The organism is Streptomyces sp. NPDC001852 (genome assembly GCF_042891825.1).
In the GTDB taxonomy this organism is placed as follows: domain Bacteria; phylum Actinomycetota; class Actinomycetes; order Streptomycetales; family Streptomycetaceae; genus Streptomyces.
Window position 1 is genome coordinate 24,327 of the sequence record NZ_JBIATN010000033.1, and the last position, 19,676, is coordinate 44,002.

17 protein-coding genes and 5 pseudogenes are annotated in these 19,676 nt (G+C 69.8%); 11 read left to right on the forward strand and 11 right to left on the reverse strand.

Annotated elements, in window-relative coordinates; genetic code table 11:
* Positions 1-5: 5 nt before the first annotated feature.
* Genes ACFYZB_RS38695 through ACFYZB_RS38710 form a run of 4 tightly spaced genes read right to left on the reverse strand, consistent with a single transcriptional unit; the run spans position 6 to position 3,794 of the window.
* Positions 6-773: an ABC transporter permease gene (locus tag ACFYZB_RS38695; RefSeq protein ID WP_388766454.1), complete on the reverse strand. Its 768-nt coding sequence runs from the start codon at positions 771-773 to the stop codon at positions 6-8.
* Positions 773-1,798, reverse strand: coding sequence for an ABC transporter ATP-binding protein (locus tag ACFYZB_RS38700; RefSeq protein ID WP_388766455.1), 1,026 nt, complete (start codon positions 1,796-1,798; stop codon positions 773-775). The genes ACFYZB_RS38695 and ACFYZB_RS38700 overlap by 1 nt, the downstream gene beginning before the upstream one ends.
* Positions 1,792-2,580, reverse strand: a complete 789-nt coding sequence (locus tag ACFYZB_RS38705) for a hypothetical protein (protein WP_388766457.1) — start codon at positions 2,578-2,580, stop codon at positions 1,792-1,794. Before ACFYZB_RS38705 ends, ACFYZB_RS38700 begins: the two co-directional genes overlap by 7 nt.
* Positions 2,577-3,794 carry a M16 family metallopeptidase gene (locus ACFYZB_RS38710; protein ID WP_388766458.1) on the reverse strand — a complete coding sequence of 406 codons (1,218 nt, stop codon included), beginning with the start codon at positions 3,792-3,794 and terminating at the stop codon, positions 2,577-2,579. The genes ACFYZB_RS38705 and ACFYZB_RS38710 overlap by 4 nt, the downstream gene beginning before the upstream one ends.
* A gap of 364 nt (positions 3,795-4,158) precedes the next feature.
* On the opposite strand from ACFYZB_RS38710, the gene ACFYZB_RS38715 reads away from it, so the two are divergent.
* From ACFYZB_RS38715 to ACFYZB_RS38730, 4 genes and pseudogenes are all read left to right on the forward strand, one after another.
* Positions 4,159-5,205 (forward strand): hypothetical protein, encoded by a 1,047-nt coding sequence (locus ACFYZB_RS38715; RefSeq protein WP_388766460.1) that lies wholly within the window; start codon positions 4,159-4,161, stop codon positions 5,203-5,205.
* Between the two features lie 113 nt (positions 5,206-5,318).
* Complete coding sequence (locus ACFYZB_RS38720) at positions 5,319-6,296, forward strand: JmjC domain-containing protein (protein WP_388766462.1); 978 nt, start codon at positions 5,319-5,321, stop codon at positions 6,294-6,296.
* 182 nt (positions 6,297-6,478) lie between these two features.
* Entirely contained in the window at positions 6,479-6,790 is a 312-nt protein-coding gene (locus tag ACFYZB_RS38725; RefSeq protein WP_388766464.1) for a DUF3224 domain-containing protein, read from the forward strand.
* A 74-nt stretch (positions 6,791-6,864) separates the two neighbouring features.
* Positions 6,865-6,939: pseudogene (locus ACFYZB_RS38730) on the forward strand (hydrophobic protein); the annotation flags it as partial.
* A gap of 165 nt (positions 6,940-7,104) precedes the next feature.
* On the opposite strand, the pseudogene ACFYZB_RS38735 reads toward ACFYZB_RS38730, so the two are convergent.
* The 3 genes and pseudogenes from ACFYZB_RS38735 to ACFYZB_RS38745 form a co-directional block, all read right to left on the reverse strand.
* Positions 7,105-7,444: pseudogene (locus tag ACFYZB_RS38735) on the reverse strand (ATP-binding protein); the annotation flags it as partial.
* Positions 7,445-7,676: 232 nt separating this feature from the next.
* Complete coding sequence (locus ACFYZB_RS38740) at positions 7,677-8,150, reverse strand: ATP-binding protein (RefSeq protein WP_388766466.1); 474 nt, start codon at positions 8,148-8,150, stop codon at positions 7,677-7,679.
* 167 nt (positions 8,151-8,317) lie between these two features.
* Positions 8,318-8,461: a hypothetical protein gene (locus ACFYZB_RS38745; RefSeq protein ID WP_388766468.1), complete on the reverse strand. Its 144-nt coding sequence runs from the start codon at positions 8,459-8,461 to the stop codon at positions 8,318-8,320.
* A 427-nt stretch (positions 8,462-8,888) separates the two neighbouring features.
* Between ACFYZB_RS38745 and ACFYZB_RS38750 the strand changes: the two are divergent.
* Positions 8,889-9,089: pseudogene (locus ACFYZB_RS38750) on the forward strand (M18 family aminopeptidase); the annotation flags it as partial.
* A gap of 67 nt (positions 9,090-9,156) precedes the next feature.
* Complete coding sequence (locus ACFYZB_RS38755) at positions 9,157-9,411, forward strand: DUF6458 family protein (protein ID WP_375988175.1); 255 nt, start codon at positions 9,157-9,159, stop codon at positions 9,409-9,411.
* A 31-nt stretch (positions 9,412-9,442) separates the two neighbouring features.
* Here ACFYZB_RS38755 and ACFYZB_RS38760 read toward each other — a convergent pair.
* Positions 9,443-9,646, reverse strand: a pseudogene (locus tag ACFYZB_RS38760) (alkyl hydroperoxide reductase); the annotation flags it as partial.
* Positions 9,647-9,910: 264 nt separating this feature from the next.
* Between ACFYZB_RS38760 and ACFYZB_RS38765 the strand changes: the two are divergent.
* The 5 genes from ACFYZB_RS38765 to ACFYZB_RS38785 all read left to right on the forward strand — a co-directional run bounded on the left by ACFYZB_RS38765 (position 9,911) and on the right by ACFYZB_RS38785 (position 15,342).
* Positions 9,911-10,459: a bacterioferritin gene (locus ACFYZB_RS38765; RefSeq protein ID WP_388766470.1), complete on the forward strand. Its 549-nt coding sequence runs from the start codon at positions 9,911-9,913 to the stop codon at positions 10,457-10,459.
* Positions 10,460-10,659: 200 nt separating this feature from the next.
* Positions 10,660-12,180 carry an FMN-binding glutamate synthase family protein gene (locus ACFYZB_RS38770; RefSeq protein WP_388766566.1) on the forward strand — a complete coding sequence of 507 codons (1,521 nt, stop codon included), beginning with the start codon at positions 10,660-10,662 and terminating at the stop codon, positions 12,178-12,180.
* 19 nt (positions 12,181-12,199) lie between these two features.
* Positions 12,200-13,927, forward strand: a complete 1,728-nt coding sequence (locus tag ACFYZB_RS38775) for a thiamine pyrophosphate-dependent enzyme (RefSeq protein WP_388766472.1) — start codon at positions 12,200-12,202, stop codon at positions 13,925-13,927.
* A 179-nt stretch (positions 13,928-14,106) separates the two neighbouring features.
* On the forward strand, positions 14,107-14,292 hold the full coding sequence (locus ACFYZB_RS38780; protein ID WP_388766473.1) for a CsbD family protein: 186 nt from the start codon (positions 14,107-14,109) through the stop codon (positions 14,290-14,292).
* Between the two features lie 150 nt (positions 14,293-14,442).
* Positions 14,443-15,342, forward strand: a complete 900-nt coding sequence (locus ACFYZB_RS38785) for a YihY/virulence factor BrkB family protein (RefSeq protein ID WP_388766474.1) — start codon at positions 14,443-14,445, stop codon at positions 15,340-15,342.
* A gap of 152 nt (positions 15,343-15,494) precedes the next feature.
* Here ACFYZB_RS38785 and ACFYZB_RS38790 read toward each other — a convergent pair whose 3' ends face one another.
* The 3 genes and pseudogenes from ACFYZB_RS38790 to ACFYZB_RS38800 all read right to left on the reverse strand — a co-directional run bounded on the left by ACFYZB_RS38790 (position 15,495) and on the right by ACFYZB_RS38800 (position 19,612).
* Positions 15,495-15,890, reverse strand: coding sequence for an Hsp20/alpha crystallin family protein (locus ACFYZB_RS38790; RefSeq protein WP_388766476.1), 396 nt, complete (start codon positions 15,888-15,890; stop codon positions 15,495-15,497).
* Positions 15,886-16,886 (reverse strand): annotated as a pseudogene (locus ACFYZB_RS38795) (IS3 family transposase); the annotation flags it as partial. The pseudogene ACFYZB_RS38795 and the gene ACFYZB_RS38790, both read right to left, overlap by 5 nt.
* Before the next feature lie 35 nt (positions 16,887-16,921).
* Positions 16,922-19,612 (reverse strand): SpoIIE family protein phosphatase, encoded by a 2,691-nt coding sequence (locus ACFYZB_RS38800; RefSeq protein WP_388766477.1) that lies wholly within the window; start codon positions 19,610-19,612, stop codon positions 16,922-16,924.
* Between the last annotated feature and the right edge of the window lie 64 nt (positions 19,613-19,676).

Below are 19,676 nucleotides of genomic sequence, written 5' to 3' on the forward strand. Positions count from 1 at the left end.
TGCCCTTAGGTGTGCGTGAGGGTGCCGAGCCTGCGGACCCGGCGCAGTACGCGGGCCAGCAGGAGCGCCCCGATGAGGTATCCGGACAGCCCGAGGAGGGCGACGACGGCGATCCGCGTCACCGGCCGGGAGACCGCCGCCCCGTCCAGGGCGGCCCGGAACAGGTCGGCGCTCCAGCTCAGGAACACGGCGCGGCCCAGCGGCCTGAGCCAGGCTGGCAGCGTCGACAGCGGCACCAGGACGCCGCTGAGCAGATACAGCGGATAGTTGAGCGTGTTCTGCACGATCCGCGCCGACGGCATCAGGACGAACAGGGACGACAGGATGCTCGCGGTCCCGGCCATGGCGGCCGCGTTCGCCAGCAGCGCGGCGGCCAGCACGCCGGGGTGCGGTACGGCGATCCAGCGGCCGAAGCCGAGCCCCGCGACCAGCCACGCCTCCGCCATGGCGGTGACGCCGAGCAGGCTGACAGCGAGGATCCGGCCGACGACGACCACCGAGAGTCTGCACGGGGTCGCGATCACCGCCTCCAGGGTGCCCTGGCTGCGCTCCTCCGTGATGAGTTCGCCCGCGATGCCGAGGGCCAGCGCCCACTGACCCATGAGCGTCGGGGCGACGATGGAGAACGACGTGAGATCGGTGCGGTGCGCGTGCTCGGCGATCGACAGGAACACCGCCGTGAACAGCGGCGCCGTGGCCCACACCTGCAAGGTGCCGGGGGAGCGCGGCGCGAGGCGCAACTGGAAGCGCAGGGCGGCCAGGAAGAGGGACATCAGGTCACCGCCATGCCTCGCCGGCCCACCAGGTGCAGGTACACCTCGGCCAGGTCCGGCCGTGCCGTGCTGACCCGGTGGACCCCCGCCCCCGCGAGGACGGCGAGGACCGAGGCGGTGGCGGACGGCTGCTCCGTCTCGGCCTCCAGCCGGTCCGCCTCGTGCCGCACGGCGACGACGCCCGCCAGTGCCTCTACCCGCAGTGCCAGACCGGCGGACACACCGTGGGCGACCACCCGCTCGTAGCCGGAGAGCAGCCGGCCGACGGCGTCCGTGTCCTCCGTCATGATCAGCCGGCCCCGGTCGATCAGCGACACCCGGTCGCAGACGGCCGCCGCCTCCGCCATGTCGTGCGTGGTCAGCAGGACCGTGCGCCCCTCCTCCCGCAGCTCCGCGACGAGCGCCCGGAAGTCCAGCGCGGCCACCGGGTCCATGCCCATCGTGGGTTCGTCGAGGATCAGCACGCGAGGGTCCCCGACCAGACCGCGCGCCAGGTGCAGCCGCTGTTTCATCCCGCGCGAAAACGTGTCGACCCGCACGTCGGCCCGGTCCAGCAGCCCCACCCGCTCCAGCAACAGCTCCGCCCGGGAACGCAGTTCGGAGCGCCGCAGCCCGTACATGGCCCCCCAGAACCACAGGTTCTCGCGGGCGCTGAGCCGTCCGTACAGTCCCCGGTCGCCGCCGAAGACCAGGCCGATCGACCGCCGCACGGCCCGCGACTGCCGGGTCACGTCCAGGCCGAGCACACGCGCCGAACCCGTCGTCGGCTCCAGGGTCGTCGTCAGGATCTTGCACAGCGTCGTCTTGCCCGCGCCGTTCGGGCCGAGCAGGCCGTGCACCTCGCCGGGCGCCACCCGCAGGCTGATCCCGCTCAGCGCGGTCACCCCACCGGCCGCCCGGCCACGCCGGTCGGCAAAGGTGCGCCCGACGTCGTCGACGACGATGGCGTCCGCCGCCGCGCCCCCGTCCACGGCGCGCTCCGACGCCCCCCGGCGCGCCGGGCCGTGCTCCTCGATGTTCACCACGGGCTCTCCCAGAAACAGTGGTCGACCGACCAGTCGCCCGCCACGAGGGCGCGCAGCACACCGTCCGCGCCGCGCGCCGCTTCGGGCTCGTAGGGGTGCACGACATGGCCGCACAGCGGACGCCCCTCGGTGGCCCGTACGGCAGCGGCCACCAGCGCGGCCACGGCGGCCCGCCGGACGCCCGCGTCGTCCACCAGCGTGTCCACCAGCTCGGCGAACTCCTCGCCCGTGACGCTGTCCTGCTCACGGACGAGTACGGTCGCGTGCCCGACCGGCTCGCCGTGGAACTCGGCGATGAAGGACAGCCGGTCCGGCGCGTCCACGACGTCGGCGACACCGGGGTGACTGGGGTCGACCTCTTGCCCCGGGTAGGCGTTCCGGAACGCCTGCGCGAGCCAGTGACGTACGCGCGGATCGTCGGCGGGGGTCGCCGGCCGCACGGTGAGTCCGTCAGGGGACGGGATGCCGGATCCCGACGGGCGGGGCGTGCGGTCGTGCCGTACGTACGTCAACCGCGGCCGCCACGGGGCGGGCAGCCGCACATTGCCGACGACGCGCAGCAGCACCGCGTCGGCCTCCTCGCCACCGGCGCGCAGGGTGCGGCGCAGGGCCGCCAGCGCGTCGGGGGAGGCGGGCAGCCGCGGGTCGCAGTACTCGACCAGCACCTGCCGGCGCCCCGTGAACGGGTCGTCGCAGCGGTCGGCGACGAAGCCGAACCCGCCCGCCTCGCGCAGGAGCCCGGCCGCCGCGGCCCGACCGAGGTACTCCTGGGCGGCCGTCACCGTGCCTCCGGTCGGACCACGGCCCGCCAGCCGCTGAGCACGTGTGCGGCGGCCGCACGGAGCTCCTCGGGGCCGACCGCGGCGAGGTTCGCCACCTCGGCTGCAGGCGACCAGTCGGCGGGGCCGCCGCTGCGCAGCGCGAGGAAACGCGCACACTCCAGCGGAGTGTCGACGGAGGTGTGGATCCGCATCTGCGCCTGGCGCCGGGCGGATTCCAGGTCGTCCGGCTTCGGGCCGTCCGCCGCGATCTCCTCCAGCACCCCCCGGATCACGGCGAGCGCCGCGTCGCCGTTGCCGGAATCGACGCCGACCAGGACCCGCCACGCGCCCGTCTCCCCGTAGCCGCGGTTCCACGACTGGAACGCGTACGCGAGACCCGCCTCTCCGCGCAGCCGACGGTACAGCACCGACGAGGGGCTCGAACCGAGCAGCTGGGCCAGGACGTTGAAGTGCGGACGGCGCGGATCATGGTTGCCGACCGAGCGCGCGCCCGCGCAGACCCAGGCGAACTCGTCCGGCCACGGCACCGACCCGTCGGGCCCGGGCGCGGGCAGCGCGGACAGGTCGCGCTCGGCCGTGCCCACCCGCGCCAGCGCCTCCGCCGGGACACCCGCCACCAGCGGGTCCGCCGTCACGGGGACCGACGGTCCGACCACGATCAGCGACAGCGGGGCGGCCAGCAGCCGGTCGTGGTGTCCCGCCGCCATCGCGGTGACGTCGAAGGCCTCAACGGTCTCCCGGGTGCCGCCCACGGGACGGCCCAGCGGGTGGCCGGGGAACATGTGCTCCAGGAAGGCGTCCTGCACCACGTCGCTCGGGTCCGCGGCGGCCGCCGCCAGCTCCTGGAAGACCGCAGCCTTCTCCCGGGGCAGCGTCCTCTCGTTCCACCGGGGCCGTAGCACCGCCTGCTGCAGTAGTCCGGTGATCTCCTCGGCGTCGTCCGCGTGCACCTGCGCGTAGAACAGCATGCGGTCCAGGCCGGTCTCCGCGTTGGCGTGTCCGCCCAGCCGCTCGACGTACTCGCTGAACGACGGCACCGACCCCACCGGCGCGGACATCAGCACGTGTTCCAGCACATGAGCGAGACCGCACTCCCGCGCCGGATCGTCCCGTGAACCGTACTTCGAGGCCAGACAGACCGTGGTCGTGCTCAGCCGTTCGTCGATGACTGCCATGACCGGAAGCGGCCCGTCGAGGTTCCGGAATTCGTACAAGTAAAGCACTCTCCCTCACTGGTCCGTATAAGCGAATGCCGCCCCCCGAAGGTGGCGGCATTCCACTTCAGGTGGTGATTCAGCGGCTCTGCGGCTTCACCTTGTCGAGACGCGGGCGCAGGATGGAAGCGTGCTTCATCATGTGATGCTCCTTCGTTGGGAGTTGATCGAACGAAAAGGACTGTAGGCGGGACCGGATCGGCCGGGCAACGGCTGCTTCCGTAATCCGCACCCCGCCGTCCCCGCACCCGCCGGAAACTCGTGAAGCGGCCCTGAACTCGTGTTTTCCGGAATGCGCATATCTCGGCTCCGACGGTCGTCCGCCAGGCTACGCTGCTCGGAATTCTGTCCCTGGAGGTGCATCGTGGAACTGTCGCTGAGGACCGTGCGGGAGGTCATGGGCCTCGCCCCGGACATCCGGCTGGGCCTGGTCCTGGAGCGGGCCACGCGACGGGACCACCGCCTCGGCGGCACCGTGTGCTCGCTCGCCGCGGCCGAGGGCCACCGGATGGGAGCGCTCGGCACGGCGCTGCTCGACGTGGAGCGCGCACGACGCGACGAGCACGAGCGCCTCATCGAACTCGTACGGAAGGCGGGCCGCGCTGACGTCCTCAAGGGAGCGGCGCTCCAGGGTTACTATCCGCCGGGCGTGCTGCGCACCAGCCGGGACGTGGACCTGCTGATGCCCGACGAGGGCGAACTGTGGGCGGCTGTGGCCGCCGTGGCCCGTGCGCGGCCGGTGGACGAGGCCCGGGTGAGCATGCTGGAGAGCGACGGCTGCCGCCACTGGGCCGTGGCCCTGAACTGGCCTTCCCCGGAGTCGGACCTTGACCACGTGTACGCGGCGGAGTTCCTCTCGGCGCCCTTCGTCGGGAACTCCACGACGGTTCCCCTGCGCACGGAGTGGCCCGCCAACCCGACGGTGGCCAGTCTGCTGCTCATCGCCGAGGAGTTGTTCCAGCAGCCACTGCGGGGGCGGGACGTGGTCGACGTCGCGGTCCTGGTCGACGCGATGACGGAGCGGGACGTGACGGATCTGCACCATGCCGCCGAACACTGGATGCTGGCGCCGGAGGTGCGGGAGGCGCTCGTCAGGGTGAACGCCGTACCCGGCCTGGCGACCGGGACCTCACACGCGCTGGCGCGGGACCTGCGCGCCGCCGCCGAACGGGAGCTGGCACGACGGGCCGCCGCGGCCGGCCCCGACGACGACACCGCGGCAGTACTGCACTACGGCTTCTCCCTCGGCCCCGCGCTGAGCAGTCCCACCGTGGTCGTCGAGCAGGACGCCGACATGACGGTCGTCCGCTGTCCGGTGGGCGGATACCTGATGGTCGACACGCTCTCCGTGCCCGTCGAACTGGCACTGGCGGCACTGGACCGCTATCCCGGGGCCGTCCTGCCCGACTGACCGTGCGCGACGCACACGGCCGAGGCCGAGCGAATCGGAGAGGCCGAGCACATCACCGATGACAAGAGCCTTTCCGAAGTGGAGAGAGCTTCCCCGAAGAAGGGACGACGCCCATGCACGCGCCGACGCTCGCCCAATGGGTGGGAAATCCCGCTGAATTCCTCACCACTTACTGGAACAAGCGCCCGGGCGTCTTCCACCCGGACGGCGGCGGCCACAGCTCTTTCACCCTGGCGGATCTGGATGCCGCGCTGTCCACGGGATTCTTCCGGGAGCCGTACGTGGAGATGTGGGACGGCGACAAACTGCCCGCGAGGAAATTCACCACCACCCGGGCCGTCGCCCGCAGCACACCGGCCGGATTCGCCGACGCCTGCAGAATCCGGGAACTCCTGGACAAGGGCGCCACCCTGCTCCTGCGCTGCGTCGACCAGTGGCATGCCCCCACCCGGACCCTGCTCGCGTCCCTCGCGACGGAACTCGGCCGGCAGGTCGAGGCGTTCTTCTTCGTCACCCCGGCGGGCCGCCAGGGGCTGCCCCTGCACCGTGACGACGCCGACGTCTTGGTCGTCCAGGTAGCCGGCAGCAAGGCCTGGCACATTCACGAGGGCCCGACGGACGGGAACTGGCACGCGGGCCGGGTCACCGACCAGGACGGACCCTGGCCGGCCGAGATCCTGCGGACCACCCTGCGCCCCGGCGACGTCCTGTACGTCCCGCGCGGCTTCGCCCACCTGGCCGCCGGAGACCAAGGACTCTCCGCTCACCTCTCCCTGACCGTCCGTGAGGTCGGCTCCGACGATCTGGCCGATACACTGTGGTCCCTCCTCACCGAGGAACTGGCTCTGGCCGAGCGCCCGTTGGGCGAGGAGGGGTTGGTCTCCACCGCGACTCGGCTGCTCGCCCACACCGCCGAACGCCTGGCCGCTCTGACCGCAGCGGACCTGCTGAACCGGGCCAGGGCACACGGCCGGGCCACCATGTCGCCGGCGCCCGACACCGCCTCCTTCACGGAACTGGCGGCTCACTGGCCGGCATCACCGGACACCGAGTCCCCGACCGGGCACCGACAGCTCACCGGCACACCCTGACCGGCTTCGCCTGCCCGCCGGCCGAGTCGCCGAGTCATCCAGGGACCCGAGCCGATGCCGCGCGCTCGTGCTCGTCGCGGTGCTGGAGCTGAGCGATGTCGGCAGGGTCGAGGAGCAGGGTCGATGGGTTCTCAGGCTTCAAGATCGAGTAGTTGGAGGGCGTGGTCGGTTCGTGACCGGTAGTGGTCGGTGGCGGCGATGTTCGTCCAGTCGGCCTGGCCGGCGCCAGCACCGTCAACATGCTGTCAGTGGCCGATATCGAGGGCAGTCCCGCCGCCTATGTCGCCGTGGAGCGGTTCACGGGCGAACTCAACGGGCGCAAGGGCTCCTTCGTCCTCCAGCACAGCCCGCCCGGTAGCCATGGTGAGCAGATCGCGATCCGCGCGGTTCAGGGAACGGGCTCCGGTGACCTCGCGGGGATCACGGGTGCCTTCGAGATCATCCAGTCCGAGGACGGCTGCCACTCCTACGTTTTGGGGTACACGCTCGGCTGACACATGCCCGCCTCGCCGTCTGGACCATCAGGGGGTCGTTGACATACTCGTCAACGACCCTCTGTCGGCGATCGGTGCTATGGCTGCTCGGCTTCGTCATGCGCTCCACGAGCGCGGGTGGCGGCCGCGGTCGCTGGTACCGGTGGTGAGCTGACCCGTACTCACCCCTTCGTGGGGGGGGGGGGGGGGCGCGCCCGCCCCCCCCCCCGGGGGGGGCGCGGGGGGGGGGGGGGGGGGGGCGGGGGGCCGGGGGGGGGGCCCCCCCCGCCCCCCCCGGGGGGGGGGCGGGGCGGGCCCCGCCCCGCCCCCACTTGTGTCGCCTTCGCTTGTGCGGGCGGTTGGAAGCATGCGGTGACGTCTTTGCCGCGGGGGCAACGGCGGACCTGCCAGTCGTCGGCGAGGGCGTCGACCAGGAGCAGCCCGCGTCCCCCGAGGGCGGCGTCATCCGAGTGGCGCTGCTCGGGCAGTTGCGGTGAGGCGTCATGCACCGTCACGTGCAGGCACTGCTCGTCCCAGGTGAGGATGAGCTGCTCTCCGCTCCCATCCGAGCGCGTTCATGTGGGTACGCGTCCAGTCCCTGGCCTCCCTCACTCCAGTACTGAGCGGCAACGAGCGAGCCCACCCGACAGCCCTCAGGGATGAGTCCTGCGCCATCGTTTCTCCTTCAGCCGACTCACGGATCCCTGCCCCGTCTGCCCGGCACACAGCAGGTCCAAGAGTGCCACGCCACCGCGGTTACCTTTGGCCCTGGAGGCGACGGAGCCGTTAAGGGGTGTGACGAGAGACCGCACCAGGAGCTGCAGCGACGATTGTGCCGCCGCGTGTGCTGCAGTCAGCTGCCGGTGCACGACCGGGTTCGCGTGCAGGTCCGCCGGGTCTCACGCCGTCACGGCTGGCGGCCGGCGGGGTCTCCGCCGGGATCGTCGGCCAGCACGATTGCCGTGGTGATCCGTTTGCCCACCGGTTCGCGGTGGATGGCGAAGCTCTGGCCGACGGCCATCACGATCTCAAGCCCGTGCTGGCCGATCCGGGTCGGATCGGGCGCCAGGATCGCGGGCGGGGTCGGGTTGCTGTCCCATACGGTCACTTCGACCGCGCCGCCGTTGATTTCCAGGGTCAGCAGGCAGGGGCCGGGTGCGTACTTGCGGGCGTTGGTCACCAGCTCGCTGACCACGAGCTGCGCCATGCCCATCGCGCGCCCGGACACTGGCAACCCGTGCAAAGCCTGCACATCGGTGAGGAAACTGCGGGCCAGGTCACGGGCGACGGCGATGTCTTCGCTGCCCTCGAACGCCCCGGACACCGATAGGACGTCTCCGAGCCGCGAGGACTTGTGCTCGCCGTCTGCTGTCTGTTCCATGCTGCCCGCCCTTTCCCCCGTATCCAAACTTGTCTACCCCCGAACCTTCACATCAGGCGTACACGGGTCGCACAGGAGGGGGCGGGGCCGTCTGCACGGGTCTCGGTGTCATCATCCTCGCCAGGCAGAACCCCAAGAGGCGCCCTTCGCGCGGTGAATGCCGTGGATCATGCCCTCACGCTCCCCGCTATTTGGCCGGGAATGCTGTCGACCGCCTGGAGGGCGGCAAAGTCGACGTGGGCCTGCTCGGCGGCTTTCGGGTACGCCTGCCGCTTCTCCTGCTCGGCAAGCGCCCGGTAGATGCTCGACAAGCTCGGGTTCTGTCCCTTGCGCTTGCCGGTGGGCGGGCTGGATCTGCTCGACCGTCTCACCGTTGGCACGGCGGCGCAGGGCGGCGTGGAGCATGTCGTCGGTGATGACGGGCGGCCGGCCGCCGTGCTTGCCCTTGCGGGCGGCGCTGACCGAGGACCTCGGCCCCGGGGAGCGCCATGATCTGGGGTTGGCGCTGAGAGTTGGTCATGGGCGTGAGCTGGGCCTCGGCGTGCTGCCCTACTCGGTGTCGTGTGGTTGCGCTGCTCGGGCGGCGATGACGGCCGTGTCCACGTCGCCAGGTGCCCCAACACTGCACAACAGGCCGGCCGTGTAGACCAGAGCCGCCAGACGACGAAGGTCCCCGCGCTACCTGAAAGGCGAGACCAGCTCCGCGGGGATGCCACGACAAAGCGATTGACAGCCACGGGCGTCCCCTTCCAGCCGTTCGTCTCGAGTAACTCCATGCCGTGCGGCACGACGATCGGCCCAATCACTGCGGCTCGCCACGGCATCCGCACGGTCGACATCGGCGTGGCGATCCTCTCCATGCACAGCATGCGCGAGCTGCGCGGCGCCGACGCCCCGTTCCTGCTGGCGAACGCCCTGACGGCCTTTCTGGAGGGCTAGCCGGGACCTCGCCGGGTAACCGAGCCGGTGTCGGAGATTCCGGCACCGGAAGGGGAGGCGAGGCCTTATGGGGCTCGGCGGATGCATCATCCTCATAGCGGTGGGAGCCATCCTCACATTCGCGACCGACTGGCACATGCACGGCGTCAACCTCGACGTCGTCGGCGTGATCCTGATGGCCGTGGGCCTGATCGGCGTCGCGACGTTCAGCGGAATCGCCCGGCGCCGCAGGGTCGTTGTCCCGCCAACGCCGGTGGTCGAGGAGGAACCGCACCACCATCACCACCGTGGCGACGGCTACGTCGACGGTTACGGCGTTTGAGGAGGGCGCCAGAGCCGACGCGTGCGCCCGCCTACTGCTCGTCCATCCCGGCCAGGACGAGCGGCAGGCGGTCCCCCGGCCCTCTGACAGACGGACCGGGACGCCCCAATCCTGCTGGAGGACGTGGCAGGCGGGGTACTCGTTGGCAGGTTCACCGTCGGAGCTCGTGGCCATGGCCGAGACATGCAGGACGCCCTCCGCGACGGCCGGGGTTCAGCTCCAGCTCACGGCTCAGCCTGCCACGTGTGCGGAGCCATGCGACCAGCTGGAGCAGGTCGCAGCCGGTCAGGGCAACTCGGTGTTGTATCCGCACACCCAGGCACAGGTCTCGGGAACTTCGGCCCTGGAGCGGCGATCGCACGCTCTGCCAGGCAGATCACGGAGCATGGCTACTGGGTACGGGAGTAGTACATGGCTGCGGAGAGGGTAAGCGGCGAACCACATCAGTAGTCATGCCGGGCCGTGTCCGGCGTGCGTTGGGAAAGGAGGTTCGTCTGTCGTGGCTGAGTTCCTCACTGACATCGAAACCATCAGGAAGCGTGCCCGCCAGGAGATCGACAAGGGACCGGTGACCGACGCGTACGGCGCGGATCGCGAACGTGTCCTGAAGGTGCTGAATGAAGCGCTGGCCACGGAGATCGTGTGCACGTTGCGGTACAAGCGGCACTACTACACCGCGTCCGGTCTGTACTCGGAGCCGCTGGCCGCGGAATTCCTGGAGCACGCAAGGGAGGAACAGGAGCACGCGGACAAGCTCGCGGAGCGCATCGTCCAGCTCGGTGGGCAGCCGGACTTCGACCCCGACACACTCACCAGGCGCTCGCACGCCGAGTACGACGCCAGTACGGACCTGGTCGAGATACTCAAGGAGGACCTGGTGGCCGAGCGCGTCGCCGTGGCCTCCTACACGGAGATCGTGCAGTGGCTCGGGAACGATGACCCGACGACCAGGCGGGTGTTCGAGGAGCTGCTCGCCCAGGAGGAAGAGCACGCCGACGACCTGCGTGGTCTGCTGGAGCGGATTCCCCCGCGCGGCAAGAACGTCTGACGTTCATCCTCTCGGCTCGTCGGTGGCATCGGGTCCGCCGGGGTTCCAGATCCGCGTCGTTGACGATGCGGCGTGTTCCCAGGATGTGCGGTGTGGGCCGCGAAGGAGATTGAAGAGTGCGAGCGTTGGTTTCGGGCTTGGCCCGGTTGCTGTTCTTCGCGGTGGTCGCTTGCTGCGCCATCGCTTTCGTGGTTCTCGCGCTGCTCATCAGCGGGTGGTGCTGGGTGCCGGCCGCGGTGTTGCTGGCACTGACGGCGGTCGGCGTGAGCGATCTGCTGCAGCGCCGGCACTCCATCCTCCGTAACTACCCGATCCTGGGACACATGCGGTTTCTGCTCGAAGCCGTACGGCCGGAACTGCAGCAGTACTTCATCGAGCGCAACTTCGACGGCAGGCCCTACGACCGCGACGTGCGCTCCATCGTCTACGAGCGGGCCAAGGGAACGGACGCGGAAGAGCCCTTCGGCACCGAACGCGATGTGGACGCCGTCGGGTACGAATACCTGGTTCCGTCGATGGCACCGAGGCCGGTCGCCGATCGTCCCCCGAAAGTGCGGGTCGGCGGTCCGGGCTGCACCCGCCCGTATGACATGGCGCTGCTGAACGTGTCGGCCATGAGCTTCGGCGCCTTGTCCACCCGCGCGATCCTGGCGTTGAACGAGGGCGCCGCACGCGGCGGGTTCGCCCACGACACCGGCGAGGGCGGCCTGTCCTCCTACCACCTGAGGCCGGGCGGGGACCTGATCTGGGAGATCGGGACGGGGTACTTCGGCTGCCGGACCAAAGACGGCGGCTTCTCCGAGGGGGAGTTCGCGGACAAGGCCGCCCACCCTCTGGTCAAGTGCGTGTCGCTGAAGCTTTCGCAGGGCGCCAAGCCGGGCATCGGCGGGGTCCTGCCCGGCGGCAAGGTCAACGCCGAGATCGCCCGCGTCCGCGAGGTGCCGCAGGGACAGACGGTGATCTCGCCGCCGTACCACCGCGTCTTCGGCACCCCTCGGGAACTGGTGCGGTTCATCGCCCGCATCCGGGAGCTGGCCGACGGCAAGCCCACTGGGTTCAAACTCTGCGTGACCTCTCGGACGCAGTTCCTGGCGGTGTGCAAGGCGATGCTGGCCGAGGACGTCACCCCGGACTTCATCGTGGTGGACGGGGCCGAGGGCGGTACGGGCGCGGCGCCCCTGGAGTTCGCCGACCACCTCGGTACCCCGCTGACCGAGGGCCTGACCACCGTGCATGCCGCCCTGGTCGGCACCGGTCTGCGGGATCGGATCAAGATCGGTGCGAGTGGCAAGGTCGCCACGGGTGCCGACATCGTCAAGCGCCTCGTCCAGGGCGCGGACTACACCAACGCCGCTCGCGCCATGATGTTCGCACTTGGCTGTATCCAGGCCCAGCGCTGTCACACCAACACCTGCCCGACCGGAGTGACCACGCAGGATCCCCGCCGGGCCCGTGCCCTGGACGTCGCCGACAAGGCCGAGCGGGTGCGCCGCTTCCAGGAGGCGACCGTACACAGCGCCCTTCAGATCATGGCTTCCATGGGCGTCACCGATCCGGCGGAGCTGCGCCCGCACATGCTGCGGCGGCGCGTGAACCCGACCACCGTCCTGCCGGGTGACCGGCTGTATGACCTGCTCCAGCCGGGGCAGTTGCTCGCCGAACCGCCGCGGAGCTGGGCCGAGGACTGGGCCGTGGCCGACCCCGACCGCTTCACCATCTAGCCAACCAGGGAAGAGACACATGGCTCGCACGGTCGCGCAGGTACTCGTCGACAGCCTCGCCGAACTCGGCGTCCGACAGGTGTTCGGCGTGGTTGGTGACGCGCTCAACCCTGTCACCGACGCCATCCGGCGTGCCGGCTCGGTGGAATGGGTCGGCTGCCGGCACGAGGAGGCGGCCGCGTTCGCCGCCGGTGCGCAGTCCCAGCTGGCCGGCCGACTCGGCGTGTGCATGGGCACCGTCGGCCCGGGCTCCGTCCACCTGCTCAACGGCCTGTACGACGCAGCCAAGAGCCACGCGCCCGTGCTCGCCATCACCGGACAGGTACCGCTGGCGGAGGTGGGCACCGACTACTTCCAAGAAGTCGACAACGACCTCCTCTTCCGGGACGTCGCCGCCTTCCGGGCCACCGTCACCTCCCCGCAGCAGTTCCCCGGCCTGCTCGAGATCGCGGTACGCACCGCTGTCGCACGCCAAGGCGTCGCTGTCCTCACCGTCCCCGGCGATGTCGGCGGCCTGGAGGTGCCCGACGATCGCGCTCCGCGCTTCTTCCTGGCCGACCACCGCACCCGCCCCGACGAACCCGACCTCGAACGGGCAGCGGAGCTGCTCGACGGGGCGGAGAAGGTGACGCTCCTTGTGGGACGGGGCGCACGCGCGGCCCGCGACGACGTACTCCGGCTCGCTCAGCGGCTCGCCGCTCCCATGGTCCTGACCCTGAAGGCCAAGGAGGGCTTCGAACACGACAACCCCTACGAGGTCGGCCAGACCGGTCTGATCGGTAACCCGGCCGCCGCCGGCGCGATGGAGGACGCCGATACCCTGCTATTGCTGGGCACCGACTTTCCGTACCGTGACTGGTATCCCACCGGCAAAAAGGTCATCCAGGTCGACACGGCCGCCGAGCACATCGGCCGCCGTGTCCCCGTGGACCTCGGCCTGGTGGGCGACGTCGGCCCGACGGTGCGCGGCCTGTTCGACCGACTCAGCGGCGATCACGACGGCGATCACCTCGCCCGGGCCCAGGAGAAGTACGCGGAGTGGCGCAAGGGCCAGCAGCGGCTCGCGGCTCCGCAGCACGACCGCGGCCTCGTCGGGCGAGTCCGCTCCGCGCTGGACAACAGGGACCACCAGATCCGCCCCGAGGCGCTGGCCGCGGCCGTCGACCGGGCCGCCGCCGACGACGCCGTCTTCACCTCCGACACCGGCATGGCCACGGTCTGGCTGTCGCGTTTCGTCCGTATGCGCGGCACCCGACGGCTCCTGGGCTCCTACAACCTCGGTTCCATGGCCAACGCCATGCCGCAGGCACTTGGCGCGCAGCTTCTCGACCGGGAGCGGCAGGTGGTGGCCTTCTGCGGTGACGGCGGACTCAGCATGCTGCTGGGCGACCTCATGACCATCCGCACCTATCGGCTCCCGGTCAAACTCGTCGTCTTCGACAACCGGCGCCTGGGGATGGTCAAGCTGGAACAGGAGCAGGCAGGCCTTCCCGAGTTCGGCACCGAACTCGACAACCCTGACTTCGCAGCCGTCGCCGCGTCCATGGGCATCACCGGCATCCGTGTCACCGATCCCGACGACCTCGACGACGCGGTACACCGAGCCTTCACCACCGACGGCCCCGTCCTCCTCGACGTGCTCACCAACCCTGAGGAGATCGCGGTACCCGCGAAGCCGACCGTGTCCCAGGGGTGGGGCTTCGCCATCGCCAAGCTCAAGGAGACCCTGCGCAGCCAGGGGGACTAGCGCGGTCCCACGACTGTGGCGGGCTTGTGCGGGGCCGCGGCAGGGGGCGCCTCTGTCACCGGCGTGTCGTCGGTGGGGAGGCCGCGTGGGTGGTCCGGGCGTGGAGCGGACATCACATGAGGCGGCGGGGGTAGAGGGGCAGGGACCGCGACGAGCGCGGGCTTAGGAGGACGGTTTCGATGAGCAATGCGGACAAGGCCGGCAACGCCGGCGACAAGATCAAGGGCAAGGCGAAGGAAGCGGTCGGCAAGGCGGTCGGCAACGAGCGCCTGCAAGCGGAAGGCAAGGCCGACCAGGTCGAAGGCGACGTCAAACAGGCGGGAGAGAAGGCCAAGGACGCGGCGAAGGACCTCTTCAAGGACTGAGTCGCGTTCCTGACGAAGGCGGGCCAGGGCTCATCGGGCTGCGGCCCGCCTGCCGCGCGCAGCCCACGGTTCGACAGCGGAGTCGCGCGGCAGCGGACCGGTGCGGCGGCTGTGAGAGTGCCTGGTCATTCCTGTGGGGAGCGGGCAATCATGGATGATGCTGACGGTCGAAAGCAAGGGTGGTGGGCGGCACTGTGCCGCACACCGCTGGCCATCTGGAACGATGACGTCACCGACTGGGCCGCCGCTCTGACCTACTACGCCGTCCTCGCCCTGTTCCCCGTCTTGCTGGTGATCCTCTCGGTTCTGGGACTGACTATGCCCACGGCGACTCCCGAGGTGATCGACCGGGTGGCGGGGGTCGTCCCGGCCACATCCCGCGGGCTGCTGCGCAGCGCTCTTCTGCAGATGGCCCAGCAGTCGTCCGCCGCATGGGTGCTGGTCTTCTTTGGTGCCGTGGGGGCGTTGTGGTCGGGCTGCAGCTATCTGAGTGTCTTCCGCAGGGCCCTGCACGCGATCCACCACGCCGACGCGCACCGGCCGGTGTGGCGCACCGCTCCCCACATCGTCATCACCGCGATCGTACTGATCAGCCTGCTGCTGACCACGACTCTCGTGCTGTTGGTGAGCGGGAGCCTGGCCAGGCGCCTGCGCCGGGCGTTCAACCTGGGCACCGTGCCTCAGACCGCGTGGGACGCGCTGCGCTGGCCCGTTCTGGCCGCGGTAGCGGTTGCCCTGGTCTTGGTGCTCTATCGGTCGGGTCCTGCTTCTTCGCGGCCTGTACGGAAAATAGCGCCGGGTGGTGGTCTGGCGATCGTGCTTCTGCTGGCAATCTCCCTCGGCTTCACTCTCTACGCCTCGCACGTGAGCACCTACCACCGTCTGTACGGCTCACTGGCCGGCGTGGTGGTCTTTCTCATCTGGCTATGGCTGTCCAACCTGGCCCTCTTGATCGGCGCGCAGTTCAACGTGGAGCTGGCGAAACCCACCCCGCATCGGTCGAAAGCGATTACCGCCTCAGCGTCGCCGACCCCACAGCCTCCCGGCTGATCGTCTCCTTCAGGACGACCACGGCGCCTGAGCGGCCTGATCCCAACGGCAGTGGTCCCCAGCGGTCTACCAGACATGGGCGCCGATATGCAGAAGGGCCCAGACAGATGCCTGGGCCCTGGAGTGATCTGCGAAGGGGATTGGCTCTGGTTTCAGGTGCTGAGTTCCTTACGGTCACTTCCGCCGCTGATCGCGATCTTGCGGGGCTTGGCCTGCTCGGCGACCGGGATCCGCAGCTTGAGCACGCTGGCCTCGTAGGAGGCGTCGATCTGCTCGGTGTCGAGGGTCTCGCCGAGGAACAGCTGTCGGCTGAACGTCCCCGTGGGCCGCTCAGTGATCACGGTTTCCGTGTTGCCGGCGTACGTCGGTTTGCGTTCGGCCTTCACGGTCAGGACGTTGCGCTCGACATCGAGGTCGATCGACTCCGGATTCACGCCCGGCAGGTCCAGCTCCACGAAAAATGTGTCGCCGTCGCGCCAGGCGTCCATCGGCATGCCGGCCGGGTGAGCGGCGGTACCCCAAACCCGTTCGACCGGACTGACAGTCATAGCTTGAGCCGACCCGGCCCATGCTGCGGCGGATGCCGTGCCGGCGGCAGACCTCGGCGAAGGCGGCCGCGCTGTATTGGGCGCCCCTGTCGGTGTGGAAAACGACGCCGTGGACCCGGCCGCCGCGGGTGGCCACAGCCATTTCGATCGCGTCGGTGACCAGGGAGGTGCGCATGTGGTCGGCGATCGACCAGCCCACCACCGTTCTCGAGCAGATGTCGATCACCGTGGCGAGGTAGAGCCATGTCGTGCCGACGGCTATGTATGTGATGTCGCCGCACCACCTGGTGTTCAGCGTGTTGGCGGTGAAGTCGCGCATCACCAGGTCCGGTGCGGGCGGCGCGGTCCTGTCCGCGATCGTCGTCCGCTTCTTCTTGCGTAGGTGCCGGCCGACGATGTGGTTGACGCGCATCAGCCGGGTGACGCGCTTGCGGTTGATCCTGCCTCCTCTCGCACGCAATTCAGCATGGACGCCCGGAGCCCCATACGCTCCCTGGTGTTCGGCGTGGATGGCGCGGATCTCGCTCACGGTCCGCTTCTCCTCGGCCTGGCGCTCGATGCGGGCCTGCTCGGTGGCCAGGTGCCGGTAGTAGCCAGCGCGGGACGCTCCAAGCACCCGGCAGATCCGCTTGACGCCGAAGTTGGCGCGGTTGTCGGAGATGAAGTCCCAGCGGTGGGGGCTCACTTCACCTCTCGGGCGAAATAGGCCGCTGCCCGGCGCAGGATCTCGCGTTCCAGCTGCCACTCCTGCTCTGCCTTGAGCAGCCGAGCGTTCTCCGCCCGCAACCGGGCCAGTTCCTCGGCCGCGCTCACGCTGCCGTCGCGGCCCTCGGGCACGGCCTGTGAGTCGTCCTTGCGGACCCACGTCCGCAGCGACTCCGCAGTGATCCCGAGATCCGTGGCCACCGCCGCGTACGTCCGCTTCCCGGCTGCGGCGCGGTAGAGCGCAACAGCGTCCTTCCTGAACTCCTCCGGATACGGAGACTTGCGTCCCACCTGGACATCCCTCCCTGGACCATCAAGATCCATTGTCAGGGTGTCCACTCCAAAGGATCAGCCTCAGGAAGGGCCTGCTCCACCCAGATGGTCTTGCCGGTGGGCGTGTAGCGGGTGCCCCACCGCTGGGCCATCTGGGCGATGATGAACAGGCCGCGGCCGCCTTCGTCATCGGTCTCGGCGTGCCGCAGATGGGGTGAGGTGTGCCCGGTGTCGGACACCTCGCAGATGAGAGTCTGGTCGCGGATGAGCCGGACGTGAACCGGTCCGGCGGCGTAGCGGATGGCGTTGGTGACCAGCTCGCTGACGATGAGTTCGGTCGTGAACGCCAGATCGCCCAGGCCCCATGCGACGAGCTGCGCCGTGGACGCGTTGCGTGCGTCGCCGACCATCGCGGGATCGGGAGGCAGCTCCCAGGCGGATACCTGGTCCTCGGCAAGCATCCGGGTACGGACGAGCAGTAAGGTCGTGTCGTCGTTCGCCGGACCTGGCAGGAGGGCCGCGATCGCGCGGTCACAGAGCTCTTCCAGCGGCTGGGAGCACTGGGCGAGGGTTTCGGCGAGTAGGCCGAGTCCCTTGTCGGGGCCGTCGGCGGTCTGGACGAGGCCGTCGGTGAAGAGGGCGACGAGGCTGCCTGGGGGGAGCTGGAGTTCCGTGCTCTCGTACGGCAGACCTCCCACTCCCAGCGGTGGGCCCGCCGGTAGTTCCGGACACGTGGCGATGGTGTTGTCGGGCCGGAGGACCGCTGCCATCGGGTGGCCGGCGCGCGCCATGGTGCATCGTCCGGACACGGGGTCGTACACCGCGAACAGGCACGAGACCCCGAGGGCCGCTTCATTCGTGGGCTTCCTGTCGGTCGTGCCAGGGACGCGACGCTTCGCTGCCTCCTCCCGGGCGGACTGTCGGACCATGTCGTCCAGGCGGAAGAGGAGTTCGTCCGGGGTGAGATCGAGGAGGGAGAGGACGCGTACGGCCATGCGCAGGCGTCCTATGGAGGCGGCGGCGCGCAGGCCGTGGCCGGGCACCTCGCCGACTACCAGACCGACACGCGTGCCCGAGAGCGGGATCGCGTCGAACCAGTCGCCGCCCACCCCGGTCCGGCTGTCGGCCGGGACGTAACGGCTCGCCAGCTCTACGGCGGTGTGCGGAGGCAGCCTGTCGGGCAGCAGGCTGCGCTGGAGTCTGAGTGCCGTGGTGTGCTCATGGGTGACGATCAGCATCAGCACGACACCGATCAGCAGGGCACCGATGCCCACGACGGTCACTCCGCCCGTCCGTCCGATGAGCGGAAGGTCGATGGACGTCTTGCCGTAGCCGGGATCGGCGTAGACATCGAAGGCGGCGTAGCAGAAGAGGAGGAACATCATCAGCCCGCCCAGACCCGGCAGCAGACCCTTGAACAGGAAGTCCCTGCGGCCGCGGGTGAGCACGCGCCGGTAGTACCAGACGCAGGCGAAGCCGGTGAGCCCGTAGTAGAAAGCGATCGCGAGGCCGATCGACCCGATGGAGTCGGCCAGGAAGTCATGGCTGATCACTGTCAGCAGGACCATGAAGGCGATCGAGGCCAGGCCCATTCCGACGGTCGACCAGGTGGGGGTGAGGAATCTGCGGTGAACGCGGGCGAAGCGGGAGGGGAGGGCCTTGTGCGCGGCCATGGAGAAGACCGTCCGGGCCAGGGGCAGGATGGTGGTCTGGGTGGAGGCCGCCGAGGAGGTCAGCACCATGAGGATCAGCAGCTTGGCCAGGAAGAGCCCCGGGCCGTGGGTGCCGAAGACGGCAGAGCCGAGCCCCGAGAACACGTCGCCCGCGTTGTCCCTATTGCCCAGCCCGATCCCCGAGGAGCCGACCCCGGCGAACGCCTGCACCGAGGTCGCCACCAGGGCGTAGGTGATCAGTAGCAGCACGGTGGAGATGACGGCGGCGCGCCCGGGGATGCGGGTGCTCTCGGCGGTCTCCTCGTTGACCGTGACGGCGGTGTCCCAACCCCAGTAGATGAAGACGGCGGCGAGGATGCCGGCGGTGAGCGCCCGGCTGGAGGACACGTCCAACGGATTGAACCAGGAGGCGGAGACGTGGAACGCCGTCCCCGGGTTGCCGGTGTAGGTCTTGACCAGGGCGGTGACGGCGAACAGCAGCAGGACAGCCACCTCCAGGAGGAGGAGCGCGCACTGGACGGCGGCCGAGATCTCGATGCCGACGTAGCAGATCGCGGTCATCACACCGATCCAGAGGACCCCCACGAGGGTGGTCCATACCCGGTGCTCCGCGAGTGTGTCGTAGCCCAGGAGCCGGAAACTGTAGACACCAGCGATTTCGGCGAGGTTCGCCATGACGATGATGTCGGCGACGATGATGCCCCAGCCGCCCATCCAGCCGACGCGCGGGCCGAAGGCACGCGTCGCCCAGGAGAACGTGGTCCCGCAGTCGGCGTTGCTCGCGTTGAGTTCCCTGTAGGCGTACGCGATCAACAGCATCGGGACGAAGGCCAGCATCGTGACGATCGGCGCCTGGAGGCCGACGGCCGCCACGATGAGACCGAGCGTGGCCGCCAGGCTGTAGGCCGGGGCCGTGGAGGCCATGCCGATGACCACGGAGGAGAACAGCCCCAGAGCGCCGGACCTGAGCCCCTTCCCGCCCGCACCGGCGCCCGGCGCGTCGGGTGCGAGACGACCGGCGTACGGCTTCCCGCCGGATGCCGACTCCTCGGCTTGCTCGGGCAGTCTCATGACCTGATCTTGCGATCGGCTTCCTGATCCGGGCCAGGAAGCCGCGCCGTGCGCCGGAGAACCG

What these genes read in the sequence shown, in the direction of transcription:
- ACFYZB_RS38755 (WP_375988175.1), top strand. Translation starts at nt 9,157, where the DNA reads ATGGGGCTCGGCGGATGCATCATCCTCATAGCGGTGGGAGCCATCCTC.
- ACFYZB_RS38780 (WP_388766473.1), top strand. Translation starts at nt 14,107, where the DNA reads ATGAGCAATGCGGACAAGGCCGGCAACGCCGGCGACAAGATCAAGGGC.
- ACFYZB_RS38775 (WP_388766472.1), top strand. Translation starts at nt 12,200, where the DNA reads ATGGCTCGCACGGTCGCGCAGGTACTCGTCGACAGCCTCGCCGAACTC.
- ACFYZB_RS38720 (WP_388766462.1), top strand. Translation starts at nt 5,319, where the DNA reads ATGCACGCGCCGACGCTCGCCCAATGGGTGGGAAATCCCGCTGAATTC.
- ACFYZB_RS38800 (WP_388766477.1), bottom strand. Translation starts at nt 19,612, where the DNA reads ATGAGACTGCCCGAGCAAGCCGAGGAGTCGGCATCCGGCGGGAAGCCG.
- ACFYZB_RS38790 (WP_388766476.1), bottom strand. Translation starts at nt 15,890, where the DNA reads ATGACTGTCAGTCCGGTCGAACGGGTTTGGGGTACCGCCGCTCACCCG.
- ACFYZB_RS38695 (WP_388766454.1), bottom strand. Translation starts at nt 773, where the DNA reads ATGTCCCTCTTCCTGGCCGCCCTGCGCTTCCAGTTGCGCCTCGCGCCG.
- ACFYZB_RS38785 (WP_388766474.1), top strand. Translation starts at nt 14,443, where the DNA reads ATGGATGATGCTGACGGTCGAAAGCAAGGGTGGTGGGCGGCACTGTGC.
- ACFYZB_RS38740 (WP_388766466.1), bottom strand. Translation starts at nt 8,150, where the DNA reads ATGGAACAGACAGCAGACGGCGAGCACAAGTCCTCGCGGCTCGGAGAC.